This window comes from Roseibium hamelinense, assembly GCF_007830545.1.
In the GTDB taxonomy this organism is placed as follows: Bacteria; Pseudomonadota; Alphaproteobacteria; order Rhizobiales; family Stappiaceae; genus Roseibium; species Roseibium hamelinense.
In genome coordinates, this window is the sequence record NZ_VLLF01000002.1 from 141,358 (window position 1) to 165,532 (window position 24,175).

At 57.0% G+C, this 24,175-nt stretch carries 18 protein-coding genes; 14 read left to right on the top strand and 4 right to left on the bottom strand.

The window, feature by feature from the left end; genetic code table 11:
- Positions 1-89: 89 nt before the first annotated feature.
- The 10 genes from JM93_RS05470 (at position 90) to JM93_RS05515 (ending at position 15,994) form a co-directional block, all read left to right on the top strand.
- On the top strand, positions 90-971 hold the full coding sequence (locus JM93_RS05470; RefSeq protein WP_145341183.1) for a helix-turn-helix domain-containing protein: 882 nt from the start codon (positions 90-92) through the stop codon (positions 969-971).
- 329 nt (positions 972-1,300) lie between these two features.
- Complete coding sequence (locus tag JM93_RS05475; protein WP_145341184.1) at positions 1,301-2,386, top strand: DUF2336 domain-containing protein; 1,086 nt, start codon at positions 1,301-1,303, stop codon at positions 2,384-2,386.
- Positions 2,387-2,536: 150 nt separating this feature from the next.
- Positions 2,537-4,915, top strand: a complete 2,379-nt coding sequence (locus JM93_RS05480; RefSeq protein ID WP_145341185.1) for a mechanosensitive ion channel family protein — start codon at positions 2,537-2,539, stop codon at positions 4,913-4,915.
- Positions 4,916-5,034: 119 nt separating this feature from the next.
- Positions 5,035-6,084: a glycosyltransferase family protein gene (locus JM93_RS05485; RefSeq protein ID WP_145341186.1), complete on the top strand. Its 1,050-nt coding sequence runs from the start codon at positions 5,035-5,037 to the stop codon at positions 6,082-6,084.
- A gap of 435 nt (positions 6,085-6,519) precedes the next feature.
- Positions 6,520-7,398 carry a LysR substrate-binding domain-containing protein gene (locus JM93_RS05490; RefSeq protein ID WP_145341187.1) on the top strand — a complete coding sequence of 293 codons (879 nt, stop codon included), beginning with the start codon at positions 6,520-6,522 and terminating at the stop codon, positions 7,396-7,398.
- A 148-nt stretch (positions 7,399-7,546) separates the two neighbouring features.
- The gene (locus JM93_RS05495) at positions 7,547-8,566 is read left to right on the top strand and encodes an ArsR/SmtB family transcription factor (RefSeq protein ID WP_196220751.1); all 1,020 of its coding nucleotides are present in this window, start codon (positions 7,547-7,549) and stop codon (positions 8,564-8,566) included.
- A 4-nt stretch (positions 8,567-8,570) separates the two neighbouring features.
- Entirely contained in the window at positions 8,571-9,485 is a 915-nt protein-coding gene (metF, locus tag JM93_RS05500; RefSeq protein WP_145341188.1) for a methylenetetrahydrofolate reductase [NAD(P)H], read from the top strand.
- A gap of 166 nt (positions 9,486-9,651) precedes the next feature.
- Positions 9,652-13,380: a methionine synthase gene (gene metH / locus JM93_RS05505; protein ID WP_145341189.1), complete on the top strand. Its 3,729-nt coding sequence runs from the start codon at positions 9,652-9,654 to the stop codon at positions 13,378-13,380.
- A 119-nt stretch (positions 13,381-13,499) separates the two neighbouring features.
- Positions 13,500-14,102: an FMN-dependent NADH-azoreductase gene (locus JM93_RS05510; RefSeq protein WP_145341190.1), complete on the top strand. Its 603-nt coding sequence runs from the start codon at positions 13,500-13,502 to the stop codon at positions 14,100-14,102.
- A gap of 767 nt (positions 14,103-14,869) precedes the next feature.
- Complete coding sequence (locus JM93_RS05515) at positions 14,870-15,994, top strand: DUF2336 domain-containing protein (RefSeq protein WP_145341191.1); 1,125 nt, start codon at positions 14,870-14,872, stop codon at positions 15,992-15,994.
- Positions 15,995-16,029: 35 nt separating this feature from the next.
- Here JM93_RS05515 and JM93_RS05520 read toward each other — a convergent pair whose 3' ends face one another.
- The gene (locus JM93_RS05520; protein ID WP_145341192.1) at positions 16,030-16,656 is read right to left on the bottom strand and encodes a LysE family translocator; all 627 of its coding nucleotides are present in this window, start codon (positions 16,654-16,656) and stop codon (positions 16,030-16,032) included.
- An 82-nt stretch (positions 16,657-16,738) separates the two neighbouring features.
- On the opposite strand from JM93_RS05520, the gene JM93_RS05525 reads away from it, so the two are divergent.
- The 3 genes from JM93_RS05525 to JM93_RS05535 all read left to right on the top strand — a co-directional run bounded on the left by JM93_RS05525 (position 16,739) and on the right by JM93_RS05535 (position 19,820).
- Entirely contained in the window at positions 16,739-17,611 is an 873-nt protein-coding gene (locus tag JM93_RS05525; RefSeq protein WP_145341193.1) for a hypothetical protein, read from the top strand.
- 115 nt (positions 17,612-17,726) lie between these two features.
- Positions 17,727-18,515: an extensin-like domain-containing protein gene (locus JM93_RS05530; protein ID WP_145341194.1), complete on the top strand. Its 789-nt coding sequence runs from the start codon at positions 17,727-17,729 to the stop codon at positions 18,513-18,515.
- Positions 18,516-18,599: 84 nt separating this feature from the next.
- Complete coding sequence (locus tag JM93_RS05535) at positions 18,600-19,820, top strand: alanine racemase (RefSeq protein ID WP_145341195.1); 1,221 nt, start codon at positions 18,600-18,602, stop codon at positions 19,818-19,820.
- A 138-nt stretch (positions 19,821-19,958) separates the two neighbouring features.
- On the opposite strand, the gene JM93_RS05540 is transcribed toward JM93_RS05535, so the two are convergent.
- Positions 19,959-20,438, bottom strand: coding sequence for a BA14K family protein (locus JM93_RS05540; protein ID WP_145341196.1), 480 nt, complete (start codon positions 20,436-20,438; stop codon positions 19,959-19,961).
- A gap of 259 nt (positions 20,439-20,697) precedes the next feature.
- On the opposite strand from JM93_RS05540, the gene JM93_RS05545 reads away from it, so the two are divergent.
- The gene (locus JM93_RS05545; RefSeq protein ID WP_145341197.1) at positions 20,698-21,507 is read left to right on the top strand and encodes a HugZ family pyridoxamine 5'-phosphate oxidase; all 810 of its coding nucleotides are present in this window, start codon (positions 20,698-20,700) and stop codon (positions 21,505-21,507) included.
- Between the two features lie 82 nt (positions 21,508-21,589).
- Here the strand turns inward: JM93_RS05545 and JM93_RS05550 are convergent, their stop codons facing one another.
- Entirely contained in the window at positions 21,590-22,615 is a 1,026-nt protein-coding gene (locus tag JM93_RS05550; protein ID WP_145341198.1) for a DUF1254 domain-containing protein, read from the bottom strand.
- A 29-nt stretch (positions 22,616-22,644) separates the two neighbouring features.
- The gene (locus JM93_RS05555) at positions 22,645-24,132 is read right to left on the bottom strand and encodes a DUF1254 domain-containing protein (protein ID WP_145341199.1); all 1,488 of its coding nucleotides are present in this window, start codon (positions 24,130-24,132) and stop codon (positions 22,645-22,647) included.
- Between the last annotated feature and the right edge of the window lie 43 nt (positions 24,133-24,175).

Sequence of the window (24,175 nt, forward strand, 5' to 3'; positions counted from 1 at the left end):
CGGCATTTTGCCGATGTGTTTTTTGTGGCTCGGATGCCGCTGCAACTGCCTGTGTTGATTTTAGTCAACTGTGCTGACAAAAAGTCAGTATGGATAAAAGAGACCGCGCGCATATGTTCCGGGAACGGCTGGCCCATGCGCTGACCGAAAAACAATTGAACAGGAGTGATCTGGCGCGCTTGGCGAACCTGGACCGCTCCACTGTCTCACAGCTCTTGTCTGAAGATGCGCCGCGTCTTCCGAACGGACAGGCACTTGCCGCCATTGCCAGCAGCCTCGGCGTATCCTCCGACTGGTTGCTGGGGCTGTCTGCACATCAAGGGGCGGCAGCGGAGATTCTGGACCGGGCCGTGCAGGTGGCTGAAACGGACCGCAATCCCGTCGACGAGCATCTCTTGTCCTGGCAGAGGGAGGCTGCTGGCTCGAAAATCCGCCATGTGCCCGCCAACCTGCCGGATGTTCTCAAGACGGAGGACGTTCTTTCCTACGAGTACGCAGCGACTTCATATCGGACACCGGGCCAGGCGATCACTGATTCACGGGATCAGCAAGCGCTGCTCACCCAGCCGGAAACTGATATGGAAATCGCGGTGTCCTTTCAAAGCCTGGAAGCGTTTGCACGCGGCGAGGGGATCTGGCAGGGCCTTTCAAGTCAGGACCGCGAGGCGCAACTCCTCGCGATGGCGGATCAGCTGGATCAGTTCTACCCGGCTCTGCGCCTCCATCTGTTTGACGCGCATGACCGTTATTCCGCACCCTTTACGGTGTTCGGACAAAAACGGGCTGCTGTTTATCTCGGTCAACGTTATTTGGCCTTTTCCGCCACCAGCCATGTGCGCCTGTTTACAAAGCATTTTGACGACCTCGTGCGCCACGCTCAAATCCGCTCGCACGAAGCCGGGCAATTCGCCCGCGATCTCGCTGCCGGGCGCTTTCGGTACAACAATCAGAACAACCGGGTTGCCGAGTGAAGCTGGCGCCGGGCTGTCTATCCGAACGCGGTTGGGAGGTCAAAAACTGTTACCACAAGCCTCGTGAAAGCCCGGCATGTTCCCTTTCAAATGAAAAAATACAGAATTACCGAAAGAATTTTGTGGCTGTTTTTGCCTCCTTAGCTGAGATGGATGGCTTCTGATTAGCAAGTTATTTCAAGGGGCTATTAAGTATTTAAGCGAAAGATCCCGGATTTTCCTCTAATTTTATGAAACTATGATTTTATTCCGGTTTCACTCGTTTTTTTCTTCTTTAAGTCTGATCTGCATGTTGCCCGTCAGATGAGATCGCATTTGGGTTAGGATTCATGTCAGAAGCGTTGAAAACAGAACTGGTGAACTTCTCGGAGCTGACCGGGGAAGCTGGAAGCGCGCGCCGCGCCGAACTTGCGCGTCATGTCGCGACACTGTTTGCTCTCACATCCGATCGCTGTTCGGACGAGCAGGTCGATATCTACGACTCAGTGCTCATCCGGCTCGTCGACATGGTGGAGCAGGAAGTCCGGCAATATGTAGCCGAACAAATGGCGGGTCTGCGGCGGGGGCCGGAAGAGACAATCCGCAAACTTGCAGAAGATTCCATCGAAGTCGCAGAACCGCTGCTTAAACGGTCGACTGTCCTGCGCGATGCCGATCTCATCCGTATCGCGTCCAACACCGGCAATGCGCATCGTTTCGCGATTGCCCACCGCGACGTGATTTCTGAGGAAGTCTCGGACGTGCTTGTGCGCCGCGGCGACTTGCGGGTCAAGCGGAAGGTGGCCTCGAACACTGGTGCGAACCTGTCGGACGCTTCCATGATGACATTGGTGGGCGATGCTGCTGCAGATGCCACCTTGCAAATGTCGTTGTCTGACCGCGGCGATCTCGCCGAAAAGCACATCAAGGCACTTGTGGCTGTTGCCAGTGAGGAAGTGCGCAAAAAGCTTTATGCAAAAGGCCGCCGCTCTGAGGCAGCACGTCTGGACGAAGCCCAAGAAATTGCCGAGCAACGGATGTCGAACCAGTATTGGCTCGGCCGGTATGATTTCGAAACTGCGCGCAGCCGCGTGCTCCTGCTTGCAAAACGCGGCATGGTCAGCGAAGCGACCCTGCGGCGGTTCGCCTCTGAAGACCGGTTTCCTGAAGCGGTTGCCGCTTTCGCCTGGCTCGTCCGCTGCGGTGTGGAAGAGGTAAGTCACTGGATGGTACGCGCCGAGCCGGAGCCGTTCTTGATCATTGCGAAGGCCTCAGGCCTCTCCGCCATTACGGTTGGCGCTCTGCTATCCATTGGTCCTTGGCGCCATCGCCTTTCGCCGGAAGTGCGCACGGAATCCATGAAGACTTTTGAGCGCATGACCGTGGCCGATGCCAAACGCAAAATGGCGCATTGGAGCAATGTGGTCCTGAACTGACCAAACTGCCGTGCCCATGAGATTTGGAGAACCCGGGCTTTGTCCCGGGCTCTTGTCGTTGGGGGCTGTTGTTTTGGTGTGATTGCCCCCTTTCCTCAGCGAGAGATACGTGGTTATTCCGTGGCGGGGTTTCTTGCGGAGAATCGGACCATGGCACCACGGTTCTTGCGCGCATGGGCGTGCGTGAATTCAAAAAAGACTTTTTCTCATCTTGTTGCGATTGTTGCTTTACTAACAGTTTTGAGCCCATTGCTCGGCAGTCATGATGCCAATGCGCAAGGCGCCTTGTCTCTGATACAGGCGGCTGAAGGCGACAAAACCGAAACAGCGCCGGAACCGGCCGCCAAAAGCGAAGACCCGGCTTCAAACCCGCCCACGAAAACGCCTTCCATGATGATGGATGTCGACATGGTCTCGAACCAGGCCATGAGCGCGCGCAACGAATTTGAAGCCATTGTCAAGGCCCTGCCGTTTTTCCTGACCAGTATGGAGACGACGCTCCGGGCGCAAAGTCCGGATAGCAGTTTGAGCTGGATAGGTGGGGCTCTGGTCCGGATTGCAGTGGCGATTGCAGCCGGTTTTTTGGCGATGGGGTTGTTGGCCCGTTGGGCCCGGCCGAAATTTGCCTATCTCTATCGAGACGACGTTTTCTACCGGGCAGACAAGATATCCTACCTTCTGGTCCGAACTTTGATGATGATCGGCGGGCTCGTCGTGTTTGTGGTGGTCGCCGGTTTGGTTTCGGTGGTTTTGAATGGTGAGCAGGGAGCTCCGCGTCAAACAGCGATTGTCGTTCTGACTGCCATGTTGCTGTTCCTGTTCGTGCGCATGGTTTTTTTCAATATTCTTGTACCGGACGCTGCCAGCCACCGCCTCATTGCTTTAAGCGATCATGAGGCGCGCGCTCTGTACCGGTCATTGATCGTCGGAGCTGCTGTCTCCGCAGCCGTTTTGGCAGTGTGCAATTGGATGCAGCGTCTCGGCCTTCCCGAAGAGCCACATAAACTGGCACTGATTGGCGCCGCTTTTCTGTCGATGCTGATTCTAAGCGGGATCGCCATCGCCTTCCGGCATGTAATCGGCCGGTTGTTCATGGGCAAATACAGCGCGGGCGAGGCACTTCCATTGTGGCGCCGCATCCTTGCGCAGGGATGGCATATCATCGCTGTGGTGTACTTCATTGTCGCTTTTGCGATTTCGTCGATCCGGATCCTGCTGGATTTGCCGGATGCAACGGGCCTGGTGGTTGCTCCACTACAGGTCATGCTGATCGCGGCGCTGATTTACGGGCTGCTGATTTTGGTGATTGACCGGCTGTTGCTGCCGCGGCTTGACACACCGAAGAAGCAGGCGGCGCTCGCCGCCGACATGATGCGCACCGAGGAAACGGAGGGCGAAGATCCGGACGCGGAGGAGTTGGCGGCACAGGCAGAAGCCGAGGCTGCCGACCGCGAGGCGTACCGCACGCCCTTCCGGGCTCTTCTCGACCACGGCGCGAAGATTCTTGTGCTGTTTGCCGCTGCGTATCTCTTGGCGCTGACATGGGGCATCCCTTTGGCCGGCAACCAGTCCTTCATCAGCAGCATTATTGATGTGCTGTTGGTCGGCTTTCTCGGCTACATGGCCTATCAGGCTGTTAAGCTTGTGATTGATCAGCAGATTGCAAAGGAATCACCGGCCGAGAAGGACGAGGAAGCCGAGGTCGGCGGGGCCGGCGAGAGCCGGATTGCAACCCTGCTGCCGATTTTTCGAAACTTCCTGCTGATTACGATTGTAGCGATCGCGGCAATGGTAATCCTGTCGGAACTCGGGGTGAATATCGGGCCGCTTTTCGCGGGTGCCGGTGTTGTAGGTCTGGCTATTGGTTTTGGAGCGCAGACCCTGATCCGCGATATCTTTTCCGGAGCGTTTTATCTGCTTGATGATGCATTCCGTAAAGGGGAATACATCGATATCGGCTCCGCCAAAGGTGTTGTCGAAAAGATTTCGATCCGGTCGATGCAGTTGCGCCATCACCGGGGTGCGCTAACGACAATTCCGTTCGGCGAAATTCAGCACGTGGAAAACTTCTCCCGCGACTGGGCCATGATGAAACTGGCATTCCGCGTGACCTACGACACCGATGTCGAGAAGATGCGCAAGATCATCAAGAATTTCGGGCAGGAGCTCATGGCGGACGAGTATTATGGCCCGATGTTCCTGCAGCCGCTCAAATCGCAAGGTATCATGGCGTTCGAGGACTCGGCCATGATCGCCCGGGTCAAGTTCATGACCAAGCCGGGCAAGCAGTTCGAGTTGCGTAAGGTCGTTTATGCCGGCTTGCAGGACCTGTTTGAAAAGAACGGCATCAAATTTGCGCATAAGCAGGTCACTGTGCGTGTTGCAACAGGTGATGAGGAAGAAGAAAACAGCAGACCGGCCATCAGCAAAGAGGCACTGAAAGCTGCAGCCGCGGCGGGCGCAGGTGCAGCCGGAGCTTTGCCGGAGGACAATGAAAACGGCGATCAAAGCGCCGCGGACCAGCTGTAGAAACTAGGAGCGGGGGCGGGGCTTCGTTCCCCGCCGTTTTATTGAGATCCTGCTCCGGTTTCTGGACCTTGTCTGCGAACTGCGCTAAGGCGGCAGCCCACAGCGATTGAGGATAGGCTATGCGGGTTGGATTTGACGCCGGCGCGATCAATGAGCGCGGGATGAGCGTTGCCGTCTACGATTATGCCTGCGGCGTGCAGGAGCATCTTGGCCACGAAGCGCTTGTTTTTTACGACAAGACGTCGAGCAATCCCGAGGTCTTGACGAAATTCGCTTCCAAGCTGCAGCTCGTCGCATACGAAGACAATGCGAGCTTTCGGGCCGCGGCAGCTGCTGAAAAGCTGGATTTTTGCTATTTCATCAACGGTGGGCTCGGCCCCGTTCCAGAAGATGCAGCCACGCGGGTTGGTGTTCACGCGGTGTTCCGGCACTTTGATCCGCATGGCGATGTCTACGCCTATGTGTCCAAATGGCTTGCAGACTGGATGACCGGCGGTCAAGCGCCGCACGTTCCGCATATTGTTGATCTTCCGGCGCCAGCTTCTGATTTCCGCGAAGAAACCGGGATCCCAGAGGATGCATTTGTCGTCGGACGGTATGGCGGTTATGACCAATTCAATCTCGAATTTGCGCAAAGGGCCGTTCGGGAGGCGCTGGAAAAGCGATCAAACCTCTTTTTTGTGTTCTTGAACACCATGCCCTTCGTTGAACATGACCGGGCGCTGTTTCTGCCGGCTCGCGTCGCTTCTCAGCAAAAATCCGATTTTATTGCCGCCTGTGATGCGGGTCTAAACGCCAAGAAAATCGGTGAAAGCTTTGGGCTCGCAAATGCCGAATTCATGTTTCATGGCAAGCCGGTTTTCACCTGGGCCGGCGGAATGGACCAGAATCACGTGGCTATGAGCCCCGCCGAGGAGTGGGTGTACCGCACCAGGGCGGACTTGATACGGTTGCTGGTCACTTATGAGGCAAACTCTGCGGATGCGGCTCTCGGACAGTCGGCGGCCGCTGACTATGCGCCGCCGCGCGTGATGCAGCAGTTTGACGATGTCTTCTTATCGGGCAAATGGCGTGCTTCTGATCTGAACGTCGGACCGGGTTTCAAGGCCAAGAGAAAACTTCAGGAAAAGCTGCTGCGCGCCAAATTCCGCTACTGGAAGCTTCGATAGGTCAGGACCGGCGCCAGAGAGGTGTGTTTGCTTTCCTGCGAACTGTTTCGCGGTCAAGTCCGAGATCAATGAGAACGCTGTCAGGCTCCAAGAGAAGAGCTTGATATTGAGCGCGGATCGCCAGGTTCGCTCTAAAATGTGAAAAGCTTGCCAATAACCCGCGAAGTGGCCATAGATTGATTGAGGCTTTCTCACATATCGGTTGTGTGAAGAAAGACTCAGCTCTCTGCGAGCTGGACAGCTGCTTTACGAAAATCACGTTGCCCAAGCGCTCCACATCTCGAAAGTATGCCATATTTTGTCGCCGTTTTTGATCTGATGGCAGCCATTCTCGTTCGAATTCCATGAAAACACGAACGAGAAGTTTTCGACTTTATGTGAGATTTTGGAACATTAAGGGGCTGCCGTCCGGAGCTTCAGTTTGAAGGAGCGCACATGCCTGAATTACCACCGCTTAGCGCCTTGCCTGCGCTTGAGGCAACGGTCAGGCTGGGATCGATGAAAGCTGCGGCGCAGGAGCTTGGGCGGACGCATGGTGCCATTAGCAAACAGATTGCACATTTGGCTGATGTGCTGGGAACACCTCTGTTTGAAAAAGAAGGTGTCGGCATACGTGCGACGCCGGCCGGCATTAAACTCGCTCTGGCCGCAGGCAATGCTTTGACCAGTCTTTCACAAACTTGGCTGGAGTTGAAAGCAGAAGCCAACGACAGGGCGCTCGAAATTGGCGCAAGCGCCACCTTTGCCATGAAGTGGCTGATCCCGCGTCTGCCGCGTTTTTATCCGCTGCTTCCCGGTATAGAAGTAAACTTCCGGATGACCGGGCACGGCAGGATTTCGGATACCGAAATGGATGTCTTGCTGTCCTGGGACCGGTTGCGGGGCCGGTTGGACAGTCCAAATATGGTCAGGGTGCTTGGGGATGTTGCCTTCGGACTTGTGCATGCTGCCGGCTCCCGTTGCTTTGTTGACGGGGATCGCGTTCTCACCGATCAACTGTTCCTTCAAGAGGGCGCGCCGCATACCTTAGCAGCCTGGGAGAATTTGTCCGGATACCGGGTCGAGGCGCGGCACATCACCTACAACCCGCATCTGCTGTTGTCGCTCGAGGCTGCGGCCACCGGTCTTGGGGTCGCTTTGATGGAAAAGCGGCTGGTAGAGGCTGATTTGAAAGCTGGACGGCTTTCGGCGCCTTGCGGGTTTCACGTCATCAGCGATGGCTTTTGTGCGGTTGTACCGCCGCGGGGCCGGCGGCGTCCAGCGGTTCAGGTGTTCCTCGATTGGCTTGAGGGGGAGGTGCGTGCCGGGGACTGAAGCCAGCCTCGATTAGGCACAGGCCGTCAATTAGTCATGTGGTAACCGTATATGCTGCGGTCCGCCTTCGGTGGGAACGATCTCTTGCATGTAAATTATTCTTCGCATAAAGATATCTTTATATCGACACATGACAAGGGTTCTCTCTATGGTGGTTGGCGAACAGGAAAAAACGCTTCCGGTGGAAGCAACCCTGTCCGTTTTGCGGGCGGTGGGTGAATCAACTCGTTTGCGGTTGATCGCACTGCTCGCCGAAAGCGAACTTACGGTCAAAGACGCTACCGCCATCCTTGGCCAGAGCCAGCCCCGCATCTCCCGCCATTTGAAGCTCCTGACCGAAGCAGGTGTGATTCTGCGTTTTCCGGAAGGGTCGTGGGTCTATTATCGTTTGTCCGACAGTCCGTCCGGCGAGCTGGCGCGGGATCTTGTTGCCCGGATGTCACTTGAAGATCCGGTTCTTGCCTCGGACAAGGCCCGTTTCGATGGGCTTCGCCGGGCCAAAGCGAAAGAAGCAGCCGAGTATTTCGCCAAGAAGGCCAAGACCTGGGATCAGGAGCGCACTTTGCATGCGGCCGATACTGATGTTGAAGCTGCGGTGCTTTCAGCGATCGGCGACCGCCCCTTGCAGTCCTATCTTGATCTTGGCACCGGAACAGGCCGCCTGCTTGAGCTTTTGAAAGACCACTATGTGTCCGGTCTTGGGATCGATGCGTCTCATGACATGCTGTCAGTTGCACGCGCCAAGCTGGCTGAAGCCGGTGTTTCAAAAGCCCAGGTCCGGCATGGTGATATATATGCGCTGAATGTTCCGCCACGCTCGTACGATCTGGTGACCATCCATCAAGTGTTGCATTTTCTCGATGACCCGGCGCGCGCACTGGCCGAGGCTGCGCGCGCGCTGCGCCCTGGAGGCCGTCTTGTCATCATAGACTTTGCGCCGCACAGCCTTGAGTTTCTGCGCGAGGAACATGCCCACCGGCGCTTGGGCTTCTCCCATGATCAGATGGAGCGCTGGCTCGAAGCTCTTGAGCTTGATCTCGAGCAAGTGACCGACTTAGCGCCGCAGGACAGCTCCGACACCAAATTGACCGTCACCCTTTGGCTCGCCAAGGACCGCCGTATCGTCACGGATGTTCCAGCCGCCAATCCAACCCGCGAGGTTGCCTGAACCCATGACCATTCCATTTGCATCCCGGCGCTCACGCCAGAAGAACACGTCCCCTATTACCGCGTCCTTCGAGTTCTTTCCGCCCAAAACGGACAAGATGGCAGCCAACTTATGGGATACGGTTCAAAGACTTCAGCCGCTGGCGCCGTCATTTGTTTCTGTGACCTATGGCGCAGGAGGTTCCACGCGCGAACGCACCCACACGACAGTTGAACGCCTCCTGAAAGAAACATCGCTCGCCCCGGCAGCGCACTTGACCTGTGTCGGATCGCCAAAGTCGGAAATCGACAGCATTGTCCAGGACTATTGGGATCTGGGTGTCCGTCATCTGGTTGCTTTGCGCGGCGACCCGCTGGAGGGCATTGGTGCGCGCTACAAGCCGCACCCGGAAGGTTATGCCTACGCTTCGGATCTTGTGGCGGGCATCAAGAAAATAGCAAACTTTGACATTTCGGTCTCTGGCTATCCGGAAAAGCATCCGGAAAGCGGCAGCTGGCAGAGCGAGATTGATAACTTGAAGCGTAAGGTAGATGCGGGTGCCGACCGGATCATGACCCAATACTTCTTCGACAACGATGTTTTTGATGACTACCTCGACCGCATCGCGGCTGCAGGCATTAACATTCCGGTCGTGCCGGGAATCCTACCGATCCACAATTTCGAGCAGACAATGGTGTTTTCGGCAAAATGCGGCACCACGATTCCGGATTGGGTTGCCCGGCGCTTTGCGGGGCTGAACAACGATCCCGAAACCCGCAAGCTTGTTGGTGTGTCCATTGCCTGCGAACAGGTCATGGATCTGGTCGACCGCGGTTTGACGGATTTTCACTTTTACACCATGAACCGCGCCGATTTGACCTACGCGATCTGCCACATGCTCGGAATGGGTCAGCATGCGCCAGAAAAAGCTGCCGCCTAACCATGCGGTTGACCACCCTCGATGACCAGCGGGGGGCAGATTTGGCGCCCGCAAAACAAGATGCAAATCCTTGCGCCCCGGCACCGATACCGGGCGCACATGAATAACCCGCCGTGTTCTCGTTTTCAGAACAGTACCCCGGCCAGATACACAGTCAGGAATTTCCGTGACCAAGTCCGACGCTTTCGAACGCCTGCAAGACCTTGCCAAGCAACGCATTCTGGTGCTCGACGGGGCCATGGGCACCGAGATCCAACTGCTGAAACTGGACGAGGCCGCCTACCGGGGTGAACGGTTCAAGGACTGGCCCTCGGATGTGAAGGGCAACAACGATCTTCTTAGCCTGACGCTGCCGGACGCGATCCGCAAAATCCATGTCGATTATCTGGAAGCCGGAGCCGACATTGTTGAAACCAACACGTTCTCGTCGACCACAATTGCCCAAGCCGACTACGGCATGGAAGAGCTGGCCTATGAGCTGAATTTTGTGGGTGCGAAACTGGCTCGCGAGGCGTGCGATCTGGTTGAAGCCAAAGATCCCTCACGGCCCAGGTTTGTGGCCGGGGCGCTCGGGCCGACCAACAGGACCGCCTCGATCTCTCCGGATGTGAACAACCCGGGCTTCCGGGCTGTCAGCTTCGATGATTTGCGGATTACCTACGCCGAGGCTGTGCGCGGCCTGGTCAAGGGCGGGGCAGATATCATTCTGGTCGAGACCATCTTCGATACGCTCAATGCCAAGGCGGCACTCTTTGCGATTGACGAGGTTTTTGAAGAAACCGGCAAGACTTTACCGGTCATGATTTCCGGCACGATTACGGATTTGTCCGGCCGGACCCTTTCCGGGCAGACCGCAGAGGCGTTCTGGAATTCGGTCCGCCATGCCAACCCTCTGACAATTGGCCTGAATTGTGCCCTGGGTGCCAAAGAAATGCGTGCCCATGTCGCCGATTTATCGCGCGTTGCCGACACGCTGGTCTGCGCCTATCCCAACGCGGGTTTGCCCAACGAATTCGGTGAATATGACGAGAGTCCGGAACATATGGCCTCGCTAGTCGGCGAATTCGCCGAGGCTGGCCTCGTCAACATGGTCGGCGGCTGCTGCGGTACGACGCCGGCGCACATCAAGGCTATAGCCGAAGCGGTCGAAGGCAAAGCGCCACGTGAAATCTCGCAGGTGGACCGGTTCATGCGTTTGTCGGGGCTGGAGCCTTTCACGGTCACACCCGAGGTCAATTTCGTGAACGTCGGCGAGCGCACCAATGTGACCGGCTCGGCGAAGTTCCGCAAACTGATCAAGGAAGGCGACTACGCAACGGCACTGGATGTGGCCCGCAGTCAGGTAGACAACGGCGCCCAGATCATCGATGTGAACATGGACGAGGGGCTGCTGGATTCAGAAGAGGCGATGGTGACCTTCTTGAATCTGGTCGCGGCGGAGCCTGATATTGCCCGAGTTCCGGTCATGGTCGACAGCTCGAAGTGGACCGTCATTGAAGCGGGACTGAAGTGTCTTCAGGGCAAGGGCGTCGTGAACTCGATCTCTCTGAAAGAGGGCGAGGAAGCCTTTGTTGCGCAGGCAAAGCTGATCCGCCGGTACGGCGCCGCCGTCGTGATCATGGCGTTTGATGAGCAAGGTCAGGCCGACACATTCGAGCGCAAGATCGAGATCTGCAAACGCTCCTATGATGTTCTGGTCGAAAAAGTCGGGTTTCCGCCGGAAGACATCATTTTCGATCCGAATATTTTTGCTGTCGCAACCGGGATTGAAGAGCACAACAACTACGGTGTCGACTTTATCGAGGCGACCGGCTGGATTCGGGAAAACCTTCCGCACGCCCATGTTTCGGGCGGCGTGTCCAACCTGTCTTTCTCGTTCCGCGGGAACGAGGGCGTGCGCGAGGCCATGCACTCGGTGTTCCTGTATCACTGCATCGCCAAAGGCATGGACATGGGCATCGTCAATGCCGGACAGCTGGCGGTGTATGACAAGCTCGATCCGGAATTGCGGGAGCTCTGTGAGGATGTTGTTCTCAACCGCCGCGACGATGCGACCGACCGTATGCTTGAAGCTGCGGAACGCTGGAAAGGTGAGGGCGGCAAGAAAAAGGAAGCCGATCTCAGCTGGCGTGAGTTGCCGGTCGCCAAACGCCTGGAGCATGCCCTGGTCAACGGTATCGCCGACTATGTCGTAGAAGACACGGAAGAGGCCCGCCAAAGCTTCGACCGGCCCCTCCATGTCATCGAGGGCCCTTTGATGGATGGCATGAATGTGGTGGGCGACCTGTTCGGTTCAGGTCAGATGTTCTTGCCGCAGGTTGTCAAATCCGCCCGCGTCATGAAAAAGGCTGTCGCCTACCTGATGCCATTCATGGAAAAGGAAAAGGAAGAACAGGGGCTTACCGGCCAATCTTCTGCGGGTAAAATCCTCATGGCCACGGTCAAGGGCGATGTACATGATATCGGCAAAAACATTGTCGGCGTTGTTCTGCAGTGTAACAATTTCGAGGTGATCGACCTTGGCGTCATGGTTCCGGCGGCCAAGATCCTGGAAATCGCGAAACAGGAAAAAGTCGACATCATTGGCCTAAGCGGTCTGATCACACCGTCGCTTGACGAAATGTGCCATGTGGCCGCTGAACTGGAGCGCGAGGGTATGGATGTGCCCTTGTTGATCGGCGGCGCCACGACAAGTCGCATTCATACGGCCGTAAAGATCCATCCGAACTACCAGCGTGGCCAGGCGATTTACGTCACCGACGCCGGACGCGCAGTCGGAGTTGCGTCTAAACTGATGAGCGAAAACGGTCGCGACCCTTATTACGCAAAGGTGCGCAGTGAATATGCCGACATCGCCGAGCAGCATGCCAATGCACGCAGCGGAGGGCAAAGAGTTAGCATCGAAACGGCACGCGCGAATGCTTTCCAGCCTGATTTCAAAGCTCATAAGCCGGTCAAGCCCAAGATGCCTGGGTCCAAAGTGTTTGATGAATTTCCGCTGGAAGAGCTGGCTCCAATGATCGATTGGACCCCGTTTTTTGCAACCTGGGAAATCAAGGGGCGGTTCCCGGAGGTCCTGCGGGACAACCGCTACGGTCCGGCCGCGACCGCACTCTATGACGATGCACGGCGCATGCTGGACGAGATTGTGGAGAAGAAGCTCCTGAGTGCGCGTGGAGTTGCCTCGCTGTGGCCGGCCAATGCCGAGGGCGACGACATCCGCGTCTATACCGATGAGAACCGGACTGAAACGCTGGCAACGTTCCATACGTTGCGCCAGCAGATGGCGCGGGCGTCGGGCGGCCGGGCAAATGTTGCCATGAGCGATTTTCTGGCCAGTGCCGACAGCGGCACGCCGGACTGGATCGGTGGCTTTGCAGTTACTGCGGGGCATGGCGAAAACGAACTCGCCGAACGCTACGCCCGTGATGGGGACGACTATAACAAGATCCTCAGCCAGGCCCTGGCCGACAGGCTGGCCGAAGCATTTGCTGAAAAACTGCACCAAATCGTCCGGACAAACCTGTGGGGATATGCGCCGGACGAAGCGCTTTCGGTCGAGGATATCATCTCTGAAAAATACGACGGCATCAGGCCGGCGCCCGGGTATCCGGCGCAGCCTGATCATACGGAAAAAGAGACCTTGTTCCGTCTGCTGGATGCCGAGGCGAAAACCGGCATCTTTTTGACCGAGAGCTTTGCAATGGCGCCCGGCTCCTCGGTTTCGGGGCTCTATTTTGCCCATCCTGACAGCCATTACTTCGGAGTTGGCAAAATCGAGCAGGACCAGGTGGCGGACTATGCCGCGCGCAAGGGGTGGGATCTGGCGCTCGCAGAGCGTTGGCTGGCGCCAATCCTCAATTATGACCCGGCGCGGCTTGAAGCTGCGGAGTAACCGGCCGCAGCAATGAACGCAGTGTTCACGATTTGGCACCTAGTCGGATCAAAAAGCAGAACTTATCTCCGGTTCAGATGAACAACAGGGCGCGGCCCTCAGAACTGGAGATAAGTTCGATGTCTGCTACAACCGCCAAAATTTTGAAAATTGATGCCTCTGCGCGCAAGCAGGGCTCGGTTACGCGTCAGCTCGGCAATGAGCTGGTGACCAAGCTCCTAGAGCAGAACCCGGACGCTAAGATTCTAAGCCGGGACGTCGCTTCTGGACTTCCTGTCATCGATGAGGAATGGGTCGGTGCCAACTTCACCCCGGCAGCGGATCGCAGTGCCGCCCAGAAGCTGAAACTTGCGCTTTCAGACACTCTGGTTGAGGAGCTAAAGGCAGCAGATACGATTGTCCTGGGGGTTCCGGTGTACAATTTCGGCATTCCGGCGGCGCTCAAAAGCTGGGTCGACCAGGTCGGTCGCGCGGGGCTGACGTTCAAGTACACTGAAAACGGACCGTTGGGTTTGCTTGAAGGCAAGAAAGCCTACGTTCTGCTGGCGTCCGGCGGTACGAAGGTCGGCTCTGAAATTGACTTCGCGTCCGGGTACATCAAACATTTCCTGGGTTTCATCGGGATTACGGATGTCACAGTCATCGCAGCCGATCAATTGATGGCCGATACAGACAAAACCAGCCAGGCGCTAGATGCCGTCCGGCAGGCTGCGGCAGCCTAAACGCCGCTCTCGGAGTTCCGCTGGGTCAAACACGTTGCGTATCAAAAGCTCCTGGCCCGCTGTGCCGACTGGAGGCACTGTCTATCCGGCTGGCTCTGGCCAAACATAACACGGATAAACTCTTTTTAAAAAAATAGCCGCTGCAGAATTGGATCTGCGCGGCTATTTCAATTTAACTTCTACTATGGCGGCGGTCGAATGTCCCGTATTTCCCGGCCCGCCATCCTCATTTACGTCTGAGTGGACGTGCGCCTTGCTTTAGAAGACGCCGATCACAATTCCTGCCAAGAATCCAAAAGCGACCAGAAAGGCGAGCATGTTCAAGTTTCGCGCCAAGGTCATGATTGGCCTCCCACTTAGCTTTGTTAACGTATGAAGTGTACGAAAGCCTTTGGCACATTAGAAGCGAAAAAGATGCTGCGCTGCACTTTGACGCGGAATGTTTTTCTGGAGATGTGCTGAATTTCATAAAAATTCAATCGCTTAGCCGGCATACCGGCGGGTGTGAAAATTTTGGCTTTTTTGGTGGGCTCTGCCACAAATGGTCGGCTTTGAGCAGAGGGTTATGGTTAATTGGGACAGGTTGGTATAAAGATGAAAAATTGTATAAAAGTATTTATGCAATCAAAATATTTGACTCCCTCTGTATTCTTTCCAGTAAATGTCTCATAAGTTGAGAAAAGCGCCTGATAGTATGGATACGTAGTGCTATTTTAACGACCACGTACTAAGCTTATGGTCTGTCCTTTGAAGGAATGCTTGATCGGATGTTCAGCCTGACAAAGCTGGCAGAGCTTGCCACCGATACCAGCGCGACCGGCCGGAAAAGCCTGGTCAGTGCAGTGACGGACATGTTCATGACTGCGGACAAGGATCGTGTCGAACAGATCAGTTTGATCTTTGGCGATATCGTTCTGAAGGTTCTGGGGCAGCTTGAACATGAAGCGCGGCTGGCATTGGCCAAGCGGGTGAGCGAGCACGATCAAGCGCCCACGAAACTTATGAAAGCTCTGGCAACCGATGAGGCGGATGTTGCGGCACCCGTCTTGCAGAACTCTCCGGTTTTCGATGCGGATGATCTGGTCGACATAGCATCGAATGCGACCATGGACCATTTGGTTGCCATCGCCAAACGCAAGAAAATTGAAGAGAAGGTGACCAGCGTCCTTGTCGAGCGCGGCGATGATAAGGTTCTCACCACAGTGGCCGAAAACGAGGGGGCCAGGTTCTACGACGAAGCTTTCGAACTTCTGGTGCAGCGCGCAAAGGCAGTTCCGGCGATTCAGGAAGCGCTTATTTCGCGAAAGGATCTGCCGCATGATGCTGCCCGTCATCTCGTGCCATTTCTCAGCCACGAGCTGGCGGAACGGGTCAAGTCTCTTGGCGCAGACAGCGTGCTGGTTGAGGTAATGGCGGAGCGGGCTGCCGAAGAGGTGACCGCACGGGCCCGCCGTCTTGAAGACGAGCGGGAACAGACCAACAAGATCATCAACGAAGTTGCTGCTGGTACACGTAAAATAGACGATGCTGTCGCTTATTTTGCCAAGCAGGATAAGGCCGCCGAGCTTGGAATGCTGCTGGCGAAAGTCAGCCATTTGCCACTTGGGTCGGTCTCAACGCTGATCTACAGCAAGTCAGACAAGCCGCTGATCATCCTGTGCAAGGCGAATGACGTATCGGAAATGGCCTACAAGAGCGTTTTGACCATGCGGGCGAAACGGCTTAACCTCGGCGGTCTTGAGTTGAACGAGGCAATCAAACGCTATGCCTCTCTGCCGAAAAGCGGAGCGGTGCGCTCGCTGGAGTCGATCAAGGAAGCTGCCCGGCAGGCGCACCCTGAGCCCGCCAAGGACGATACGGAGAAAGACATTCCGTTTGCCGTGCACAGGTGAAATGCAGCCCCTTTAGTCTTGGATTGCAGGGAGTCTCAAGCATTTCCCCGTTGAAGCCGGGCTGTTAGCAAAGCCGCTCCGATGAGAAAGCTGCCGCCGATGCGGTTTATGAGACCCACGATGGCAGGACTTTTCAGTCGTGTGCCGATGGCGCTGGCGGCCAGCGCGTAAACAGCGGCGTTCAAAACACCCAGCACCACAAATGTTGCGCCAAGGATTACGAGTTGCGGAGCGATTGGCGCTCCGGGCGCAATGAAGTGTGGCAGGAATGCCATGAAAAAGACGATGCCCTTGGGATTGAGCGCGGTGACCACAAAGGCATTGAGAAAGATTTTTTTCGCAAGTGTTTCCGGCAAGTTGACCGTCTCAAGCGCAGATGAAGGCGCACGCCACATTTTGACGCCGAGCCAAAGCAGATAAGCAGCGCCTGCCCATTTCAAAATCCCGAACGCGGTTGCGGATGCCGCAAGAATGGCACCCAGCCCGAGGAGTGACACGGTTGCCGCTGTGGCATCGCCGAGCCCCACTCCGAGAACGCTTGCCGTTGCTGATTTTCGGCCATGTGACAGGGCATAACTGACAACCAGCATAATGGTCGGTCCGGGCACGGCGAGCACCACGAGCGTCGCGACGATATAGGCTGCATAAAGTTCAAGGCTCATAGTTACTCCGAGTCAGGTTTCACCATTTTCGAATGTTTATGACATAGCCTCCGCAATAATACGCAAACCGACAGGGAAGTGTATGATCCGGCAGGCCGCCCGTATCGTTTGGGCTTTCGCACTCCTTATAGCCTCGCTTGTGCCGGCGTGTGCCGGGCAGACCATACGCCTTGGGATCGAGGGGCGCGGCGAAAGCTTTCAGCGGTATGAAGTATCTGTTTTGGAACTTGCGCTCGCTCATAGTGGCGAAGAAGTTACGCTTGACATTGTTCACCTTGGTGACATTGCGCAGGGCCGGACGCTTGTGGAATTTGAGAACGGCCGCGCGAACTTCGACGTGTTTTACAGTGGCGGATCAAAGGAGCGGGAAGGGCGTTTCCGGCAGATCGATATTCCGTTGAGCCGTGGCCTTCTGGGGCATAGGATTTTCATTACCCACAAGGAAAAGCTGCCTGATCTCAACGCCATCAAGACGCTTGGCGAATTAAGGGACTTTGCGGTGATTGCCTGCGGCATCGGCTGGCCGGATAGCGCAATTCTGCAGAGGGCCGGGTTTAAAGTCGCGGTGGCCGAATGGGACGCCCTTTGGAAGATGGTGGATGCCGGCCGGGTCAACGCCTTCAGCCGCGGGCTCCATGAAGCCTTACCTGATCTCAAGGGAGTCAAGGAAGACTACCCGGACCTCGTCGTTGATGGGAACATTCTGCTTTCCTACAAGTATGATTTCTTCTTCTATGTCCACGAGCGTGACAACGCCCTGGCAGAGCTCATCAGGCGTGGTTTGAATACGGCTTATGAAAACGGTGCTTTTATGGAGCACTTTTACGGACATCCTGATATCAGGGCTGCGATTGCCCATATCGAACATTCAAAACCACGCCGGTTTCAGATTGACAACCCGCTGCTGTCTGCAAGACAGCGCGCCATACCGGATCGGTATTGGCATACATTCTGAACGTCGTGCACAGGTTCTTTCTTGCCGCATACGTGAGCGGCTGGCAGCGTTTCGTTAAACCGAATAGGCTGCACCTTCTAAGACCTGATGAAGGGGCCGCTCTTTGAGGATCTGCATGTATGTGGCGCATTTCGCACGGGCGGCACTTGTGCTCCTTGTCGTGCTGCTGTGTGCTCATGCGCAGGCTGAAGGCATCCCCAAACTGAAACCTGAAGCCGAAACCGACAGCGTGTTGGGCGGGCCGCCCACGCGCGAGTTTGGCGTTCCTCAGCCGAAACCAGGCCACTCCCAAACCGTAGGAGGGGCAGGGGAAACCCGGCAGGCAGAATCTGATCAGAAGAATTCTGCTGCAGCGGCGCCTGTGCTATGCGGGCTGAAAAATGCAGAGTATTCTCAGGTCGAGCCAATTGTCGGCGAAAACGGATGCGGGATTCCGGCCCCTGTGCTGGTAGAAAGTTTCGGTCTGGCCGGCAATCAAATAAGTCTGTCCCGCTCGGCAACCTTGTCTTGCGGGTTCTCGAAAACGCTTGGTGAGTGGGTGCGAAAGGACCTTAACCGAATTGCGAAAGAGCATCTGAACACCACACTTGGCACCTTGGTGACAGGCCCGGGTTACGTGTGCCGGCGCAGAAACAATCAACCGGACGGCAAGCTGTCAGAGCATGCTTTGGGGACCGCGATCGACATCACCGCGTTTCAGACTGCAGACGGCAAGACTGTCAGCGTTGAAAAAGACTGGGGAACCGAAACTCCCAAAGGCCGTTTCTTATCTGATGTACACGCGTCAGCGTGCGCACGCTTTACAACCGTGCTCGGGCCGGACGTTGATCCAAACCATAAATCCCATTTTCACCTGGACATCGGATGCCACGGCCAAGCATGCACCTATCTGATTTGCCAATAAACGGAAACACAAAGCAGCTCTTGCAATGCTCCGGTTCACTTGGTCCACTTGTCCAACCTGGAAGTTTCACCACAGAGGTCATTCATGGAGCGATTTAATACAGCGGTCGACGCCGCGCTTGCGTTGCGGCCGGATCAGCCAATTTACTGTTTTCGCCCCACTGTTCTGAAACAGGATGCCGAGGCTTTCAAAGCTATGTTTCCCGGCAAGACCGCCTATGCGGTAAAAACGAACGGCGAACCGTTCGTGCTCGACACCTTGGCCAGGGCCGGTATCGACTGTTTTGACGTTGCATCCCCAGCCGAGTTCGCTGCTGTCAAGGCAGCCGCGCCGAAGGCAGAGATGCTATACATGCACCCGATCAAGGCTCAATCGGATATCCGTTTGGCGCTTGAAACCTATCGCATTCGCACGCTGTCACTCGATCACGAGGACGAAGTTGCCAAGATCCTCCGGATCGTCCGCGCGCTCGACATCGATCCGGCCACGATCACGCTTTTCGTGCGGATCGCAACAAAGGGCCACGCGGCCTACGAGTTATCGAAAAAATTCGGGGCCGCGCCCGGCCATGCCGTCGAACTCCTGCAGCGCATTCACCGCATCGGCTTCAAGTGCGGCCTGTGTTTTCATGTCGGCAGTCAGATCGAGGAACCGGAGACCTACGAGCGCGCTCTAGCGTCCGCAGACTGGATCCGCTCGCGGGCCGGTGTTCCGATTGTCGAGTTGGATGTCGGCGGTGGATTTCCCGCCGTCTACGGACACGACCCGCGCCGGAAAGCACCAGAAATGCCATCGTTGCCAGAGCTGATGGGACAGGTCAAACATGACATTGTCGATTGGGGCTTTGATGATCTGCCACTGGTTGCCGAGCCGGGGCGGGTCATTGTTGCCCGCTGTATTTCATTGATTGTGCGGGTGCTGTTGAAAAAGGGCAGGCGGCTTTACATCAACGACGGCATCTGGGCTTCGCTGTCGGACAGCTGGACCGGTAAGATTACGCTTCCGGCACGGTTCATCCCTGATCCGGCGCGCAAAACCCGCGCAGGCAACCCCGACAAGATCGTCCCGTTTAAGGTCTGCGGAGCGACCTGCGACAGCGTCGATATCCTGTCCCGGCCGTTCTGGCTGCCCGAAACGGTCGACACCGGCGACTGGATCGAGATCGGCCATATCGGTGCCTACAGCTTGTCCTTGCGCACGCATTTCAACGGGTTTTACCCGGATACGGTGATCGAGGTGAACACCCCATTTGATGACGGGGCGGAGCCCGAAGGTTTTGCGTCAATCGAGACCATGGCAGACTGAAGTAGGGGCGCCCGAAGAAAAAAGACCCGGCTCATGTTGCGCCGGGCCTGAGTTGCTCGCTTATTTGACGCTTGGCCAGTTCGGCTGGCCGGTCGCCTCCGCGCGGTTTTATGCGGGTCTTGTTGATCTTGCCGCAGTTTACTGACAGAACTTGCGAACCCCGCGATAGGTCATGTAGGTGCCCGATTGCGGGTCGAAGGACCGGAATTTGTTGGAGCAATACCGGTACCAGGCCGGGGACCAGGGCTCAAAACCCATACGGGTGTGCGCGGGGCCGTAGACAGGACCGGGCGGTGGTGCCACTGGCGGATAGTATCCGGCCGGCGGGGGTGGCGGATAGTGCCGCACCGGCGGCGGGCCGGCATAGCTTGGACGGCTGGTCGCACCGAGCAAAATGGCACCGGCAGCCAGACCGATCACACCGGCTGCAACCGCGGCGCCAACATTGTTGTTGTTTTTCTTGTGTTTGTGGTGGCGGTGCTTCCTGTGGACGTGATGGTGGCCATGCCCGTTGCCATGCCAGCCTTTCTTGTTTCCAGCCTCCGCAGCCTCGATGCTTGGCATCAGAAGCGCCGCGCTCATGGCGACGGCCATCAGGTTTTTGGCGATCCGTTTCATGTTTGCGTCTCCAGTTGCGGGCGGCGGCCCGTCCTTGAGGGTCGATGGGAGATGTGTCCCCCGTGATCCGATGCGCCGACTATGGCGTGGCCGCGCTGAACCGGTTCTGAGACGGGCATTCATCTTCTGTTCAGATTTGGCTTTGGCCGTTTCAAACCGGCGACCGCCGCGCTATGTGGTTGTTTCAAGGGAGAGCCGGTTCGCGTGATGCGGCCGAAACGGGCGAAGGACGCACGCCTTTCGATCAAGGAGCAAGTCAATGACCGTTGAAGCCGGCCCCGACGGGCTGAAGAATGTTGGCGCCAAGAAAGATAGCCCGAAGAAAGATGTGCTGCGGGAGACTGACGATGAGGCCCGCCGCCTGGCCAAAGGGCTGGTGCGCTCCGCCCGGTTCGGGTCTTTGGCGGCCCTTGAGCCGGATACCGGCTATCCGCTTGCGAGCCGGGTTGCCCTTGCAACGGACCTGGACGGGGCTCCGGTTATCCTGACCTCGACCCTCTCCGGTCACACATCTGCCATCATGGCTGACCCCAGATGCTCGCTCTTGTGCGGGGAGCCCGGCAAGGGGGATCCGCTCGCCCATCCCCGCGTCACATTGTTCACCAAAGCGCAGCGGATCGAGCGCGGGACCGAAACGCACGCCCGTCTGCGCCGGCGCTATCTTGCCCGCCATCCCAAGGCCGAACTCTATGTCGATTTTGGAGACTTCTCGTTCTTCAAGCTGGACATCGGGCGGGCCAGCCTGAACGGCGGGTTCGGAAAGGCTTTCGAGCTCGTCCGGGAGGATCTTCTGGCACCGGTCTCAGACGCGGACGCATGGGCCGCGATGGAGACCGGGGCCGTCGATCACATGAACGAGGATCACGTCGATGCCATCAAGCTCTATGCAGAAGTCCTCGTAAAAGCCGGGGAGGCCAACTGGCGGATGGCCTGCCTGGACCCGGAAGGCCTTGATCTGGCAGCCGGAGACAAAGTCGCACGTCTCTGGTTCAAGGAATCGCTTGCGGACCCTGGCTTGCTGCGGGAAACGCTTGTTGCCCTTGCCCTTCAGGCCCGCAATCAGGATTAGCCGGGACAGGAATTCAGAGCGAACTGTTGGAGACTTGATTAGTCGGTCTGTCGCCGCAACTCGGGCTCAATCATAAAGGCGCTCACTGCTTCGTTGAAATCGGGATCGCCATGAGGCCTTCGATTTCGGCCTTTGTCGCCTCGACATCCAGAGGTTTGTAGAGGCGGAAGGTGCCGTTCCAGCCCTCGCTCACCGTGACGGAGTGGTCGGTGTCGCAGTTGAAGTCGATGGTCATGGTGCCGTCGCCATTGTCCTTCATGCGCTTGTGGCCGATATAGAAATTGTCGCCCTCGATCCACGACCCGGCATTGTAGGTGGTAAGCGAGAAAAAGCCGCCATTGTCATAATCAAGGTTGGGCCGGGGAAAGGTGATCGTCTGGCATTTTTCGGCTGAGCCTTGACCATTGACGGCAGGCGTGTACTGGGCATATTGCGGCGGCAAACCACCCCAGCCCACGGCGGCCCCGTAATAGTAGTCGTTTTGCACAACGTCATCGAGCGTTGCCCCGAAGGCGTTGAAGCCGTCGAGGGTCGCCGTGCCGTTGTTCACCTCATCAATCAATTTCTGGCGGAACGCTTCGACCTCTTCCGCATCAAAGCCTTTGGAGGGATAAGGATTGGAGGATTTGGCGTCGATCACCATGGCCGCCTGGGCCGCCTTGGTCTCGTCCAGGTCGTCGCTGATCTGGGTCCGTGCCAGGATGTAAATATGTGTGCCGCCGGTCAGGCTGTCCGGCGTGAGGTCGACGGTTTCGCCGGCATAGATCACGCCGTGGGTAAGATGGTTCTCGTCCATGTAGTGAATGAGCTGAAGCGCGCCGTTGGCCCGCTCGGGAATGGAGAGCGTCGCCCCTTCCGCCACATCCACGACCGCCAGCGAATAGATTACATCGGCATTGGAGCGGATGATGGTCTGGTTTTCTTCCGTCACCGGATCGTTATGGGTCCAGGTGTTCACCGGCGCTTGCGCCTGTTGGGCCGCGAAGTTCCAGTCGGTCTCGGCCACCACATAGTTTTCCGGAGTGACCGGCTCGGCCATGGCCGCCACAGGGCCAAAAAGAGCCAGTGCGGCGGCAGAGACGGCCAATTTCATAAGTGTCTTTTGCATAGTGAAGTTCCTGTCTGGCACTCGTCTGATCAATTGACTGGCTCAAGATCCGGTAGGGCGAAGCTTTTGTCGAAGAAGGCCTCTTCCGGTCCATAGAGACGGAAATAGACAAACCAGCCGTCATCTTCGGCTGTGGCCAGATGATTGCTTTCCATGCCCTCCGGAGCACTCGGCCCGATGAACAGATCAACGCTGCCGTCGTCATTGCGTTGGAGTTGCTCCATGCGGCTGTCGAGACTTGCGTCGGTGACCTCCGTTCCGCCGTTGTCGTATGGCCGCCGGGTGTCCTCGGAGTAAAGCGTCAGGGACCAGAAATTCGACACGGGAGCGTCCGCCGGAACGCTGAGCTTGTAGGTCTTGTCAGCGCGCACCAGCTCGCCATTGGCGTCTCGCTTGGTGGTCATATAGACCTGACCGACACCGGGCTTCGGGTTCACCATGCCTTCACTTGAGGTGACGGCCTCGTAGAACCACACGCCGCGCTCATCCAGTTCCACCCGCTCATCGGTGATCTGCGGCACCGTGAAGTCAAAGCTCTTGTACCAGGACGTTCCCTCCCACCAGGGCTCGGCAAAGCGCGGGTTGGTCTGCATGTTGCGCAGCATCAACTCGCCCATGGTGGCGCCACGGGTCAGGATCTTCGCCTGGCGCTCATCCGGGGCAAAGGGCTCGCCTTTCTTGATGCCGAGCGGTTCCAGCATCGCCATCCAGACCTTGTCCTGTTCGCGGACCGGCTCTTCCTGAAGAACCGCATGGAGCACTTCCCAGTAACCAAGGCCGCGGGGCGGAGTGGCCGACCAGACGGGATCCTTTCCGATGATCGGGGTGGCCGGCCGCGGTTCCTCTCCATGACGGGCGAGTTTCAGGCCAGCCTTGACCGCTTCAGCGGCTTCCGGTGAGGCATCGAGAATGCGCACACCAATGAAGAGATTGTTGGTGGCGCTTTGCAGCACGAAGTCGGCCTCGCCTTCATAGGCCTTCAGATCGTCTTCCGGGCCCACGATGAGATAGGTGCCGCCTTCGCCCTTGTCCGGACCGGTCTGTCCGATGTCGGCGACCGGACGCTGCCAGGCATCCATCAGCATGCCCGCCATCGGCGCGGCAGGCACCTCGATGAAGACCGGCCCTTCCGCCAAATTGGTGAAGTTGATGACATACGGCGTGGTGAGGTTCGGCGTTAGAATGCCGCCCTTTTCGTTGAGCGACACCAGCACGGCAAAGTCGGTGACCTCACTGGCCTCAAAAGCCTCATTTTGGGCGATCTGCCATTGCTTGTAACCGACCAAAGGTGCCGCCCAGATAAAGGACTGGACGGCACGCTGATAATCCATCTCGTCAAACAGGGCCTGAACGCTGGCGTCGGTGACAAAATTGTCTTGAAGCTCGATAACGCCAATCGGTGTTTCGATCGTCTCGTCCCCGGACAGCGTCGCGTTGTCCAGCGTGCGAACGTCCTGCGCCATGGCAGCAACGCCGGTTAAAAGGGAAAGGCTCAAAGCGAGGGAAGTCAGTTTCATGATTGGAATTCCTTTTCAGCTCAATCGGATTTCGCTCGATGTC

Coding starts and splice junctions, on each gene's coding strand:
- JM93_RS05530 (WP_145341194.1), top strand. CDS start 17,727: ATGTATGTGGCGCATTTCGCACGGGCGGCACTTGTGCTCCTTGTCGTG.
- JM93_RS05555 (WP_145341199.1), bottom strand. CDS start 24,132: ATGAAACTGACTTCCCTCGCTTTGAGCCTTTCCCTTTTAACCGGCGTT.
- JM93_RS05480 (WP_145341185.1), top strand. CDS start 2,537: ATGGCACCACGGTTCTTGCGCGCATGGGCGTGCGTGAATTCAAAAAAG.
- JM93_RS05550 (WP_145341198.1), bottom strand. CDS start 22,615: ATGCAAAAGACACTTATGAAATTGGCCGTCTCTGCCGCCGCACTGGCT.
- JM93_RS05470 (WP_145341183.1), top strand. CDS start 90: ATGGATAAAAGAGACCGCGCGCATATGTTCCGGGAACGGCTGGCCCAT.
- JM93_RS05545 (WP_145341197.1), top strand. CDS start 20,698: ATGACCGTTGAAGCCGGCCCCGACGGGCTGAAGAATGTTGGCGCCAAG.
- JM93_RS05520 (WP_145341192.1), bottom strand. CDS start 16,656: ATGAGCCTTGAACTTTATGCAGCCTATATCGTCGCGACGCTCGTGGTG.
- JM93_RS05490 (WP_145341187.1), top strand. CDS start 6,520: ATGCCTGAATTACCACCGCTTAGCGCCTTGCCTGCGCTTGAGGCAACG.
- JM93_RS05475 (WP_145341184.1), top strand. CDS start 1,301: ATGTCAGAAGCGTTGAAAACAGAACTGGTGAACTTCTCGGAGCTGACC.
- metF (WP_145341188.1), top strand. CDS start 8,571: ATGACCATTCCATTTGCATCCCGGCGCTCACGCCAGAAGAACACGTCC.
- JM93_RS05535 (WP_145341195.1), top strand. CDS start 18,600: ATGGAGCGATTTAATACAGCGGTCGACGCCGCGCTTGCGTTGCGGCCG.
- JM93_RS05485 (WP_145341186.1), top strand. CDS start 5,035: ATGCGGGTTGGATTTGACGCCGGCGCGATCAATGAGCGCGGGATGAGC.
- JM93_RS05515 (WP_145341191.1), top strand. CDS start 14,870: ATGTTCAGCCTGACAAAGCTGGCAGAGCTTGCCACCGATACCAGCGCG.
- JM93_RS05540 (WP_145341196.1), bottom strand. CDS start 20,438: ATGAAACGGATCGCCAAAAACCTGATGGCCGTCGCCATGAGCGCGGCG.
- JM93_RS05495 (WP_196220751.1), top strand. CDS start 7,547: ATGGTGGTTGGCGAACAGGAAAAAACGCTTCCGGTGGAAGCAACCCTG.
- JM93_RS05510 (WP_145341190.1), top strand. CDS start 13,500: ATGTCTGCTACAACCGCCAAAATTTTGAAAATTGATGCCTCTGCGCGC.
- JM93_RS05525 (WP_145341193.1), top strand. CDS start 16,739: ATGATCCGGCAGGCCGCCCGTATCGTTTGGGCTTTCGCACTCCTTATA.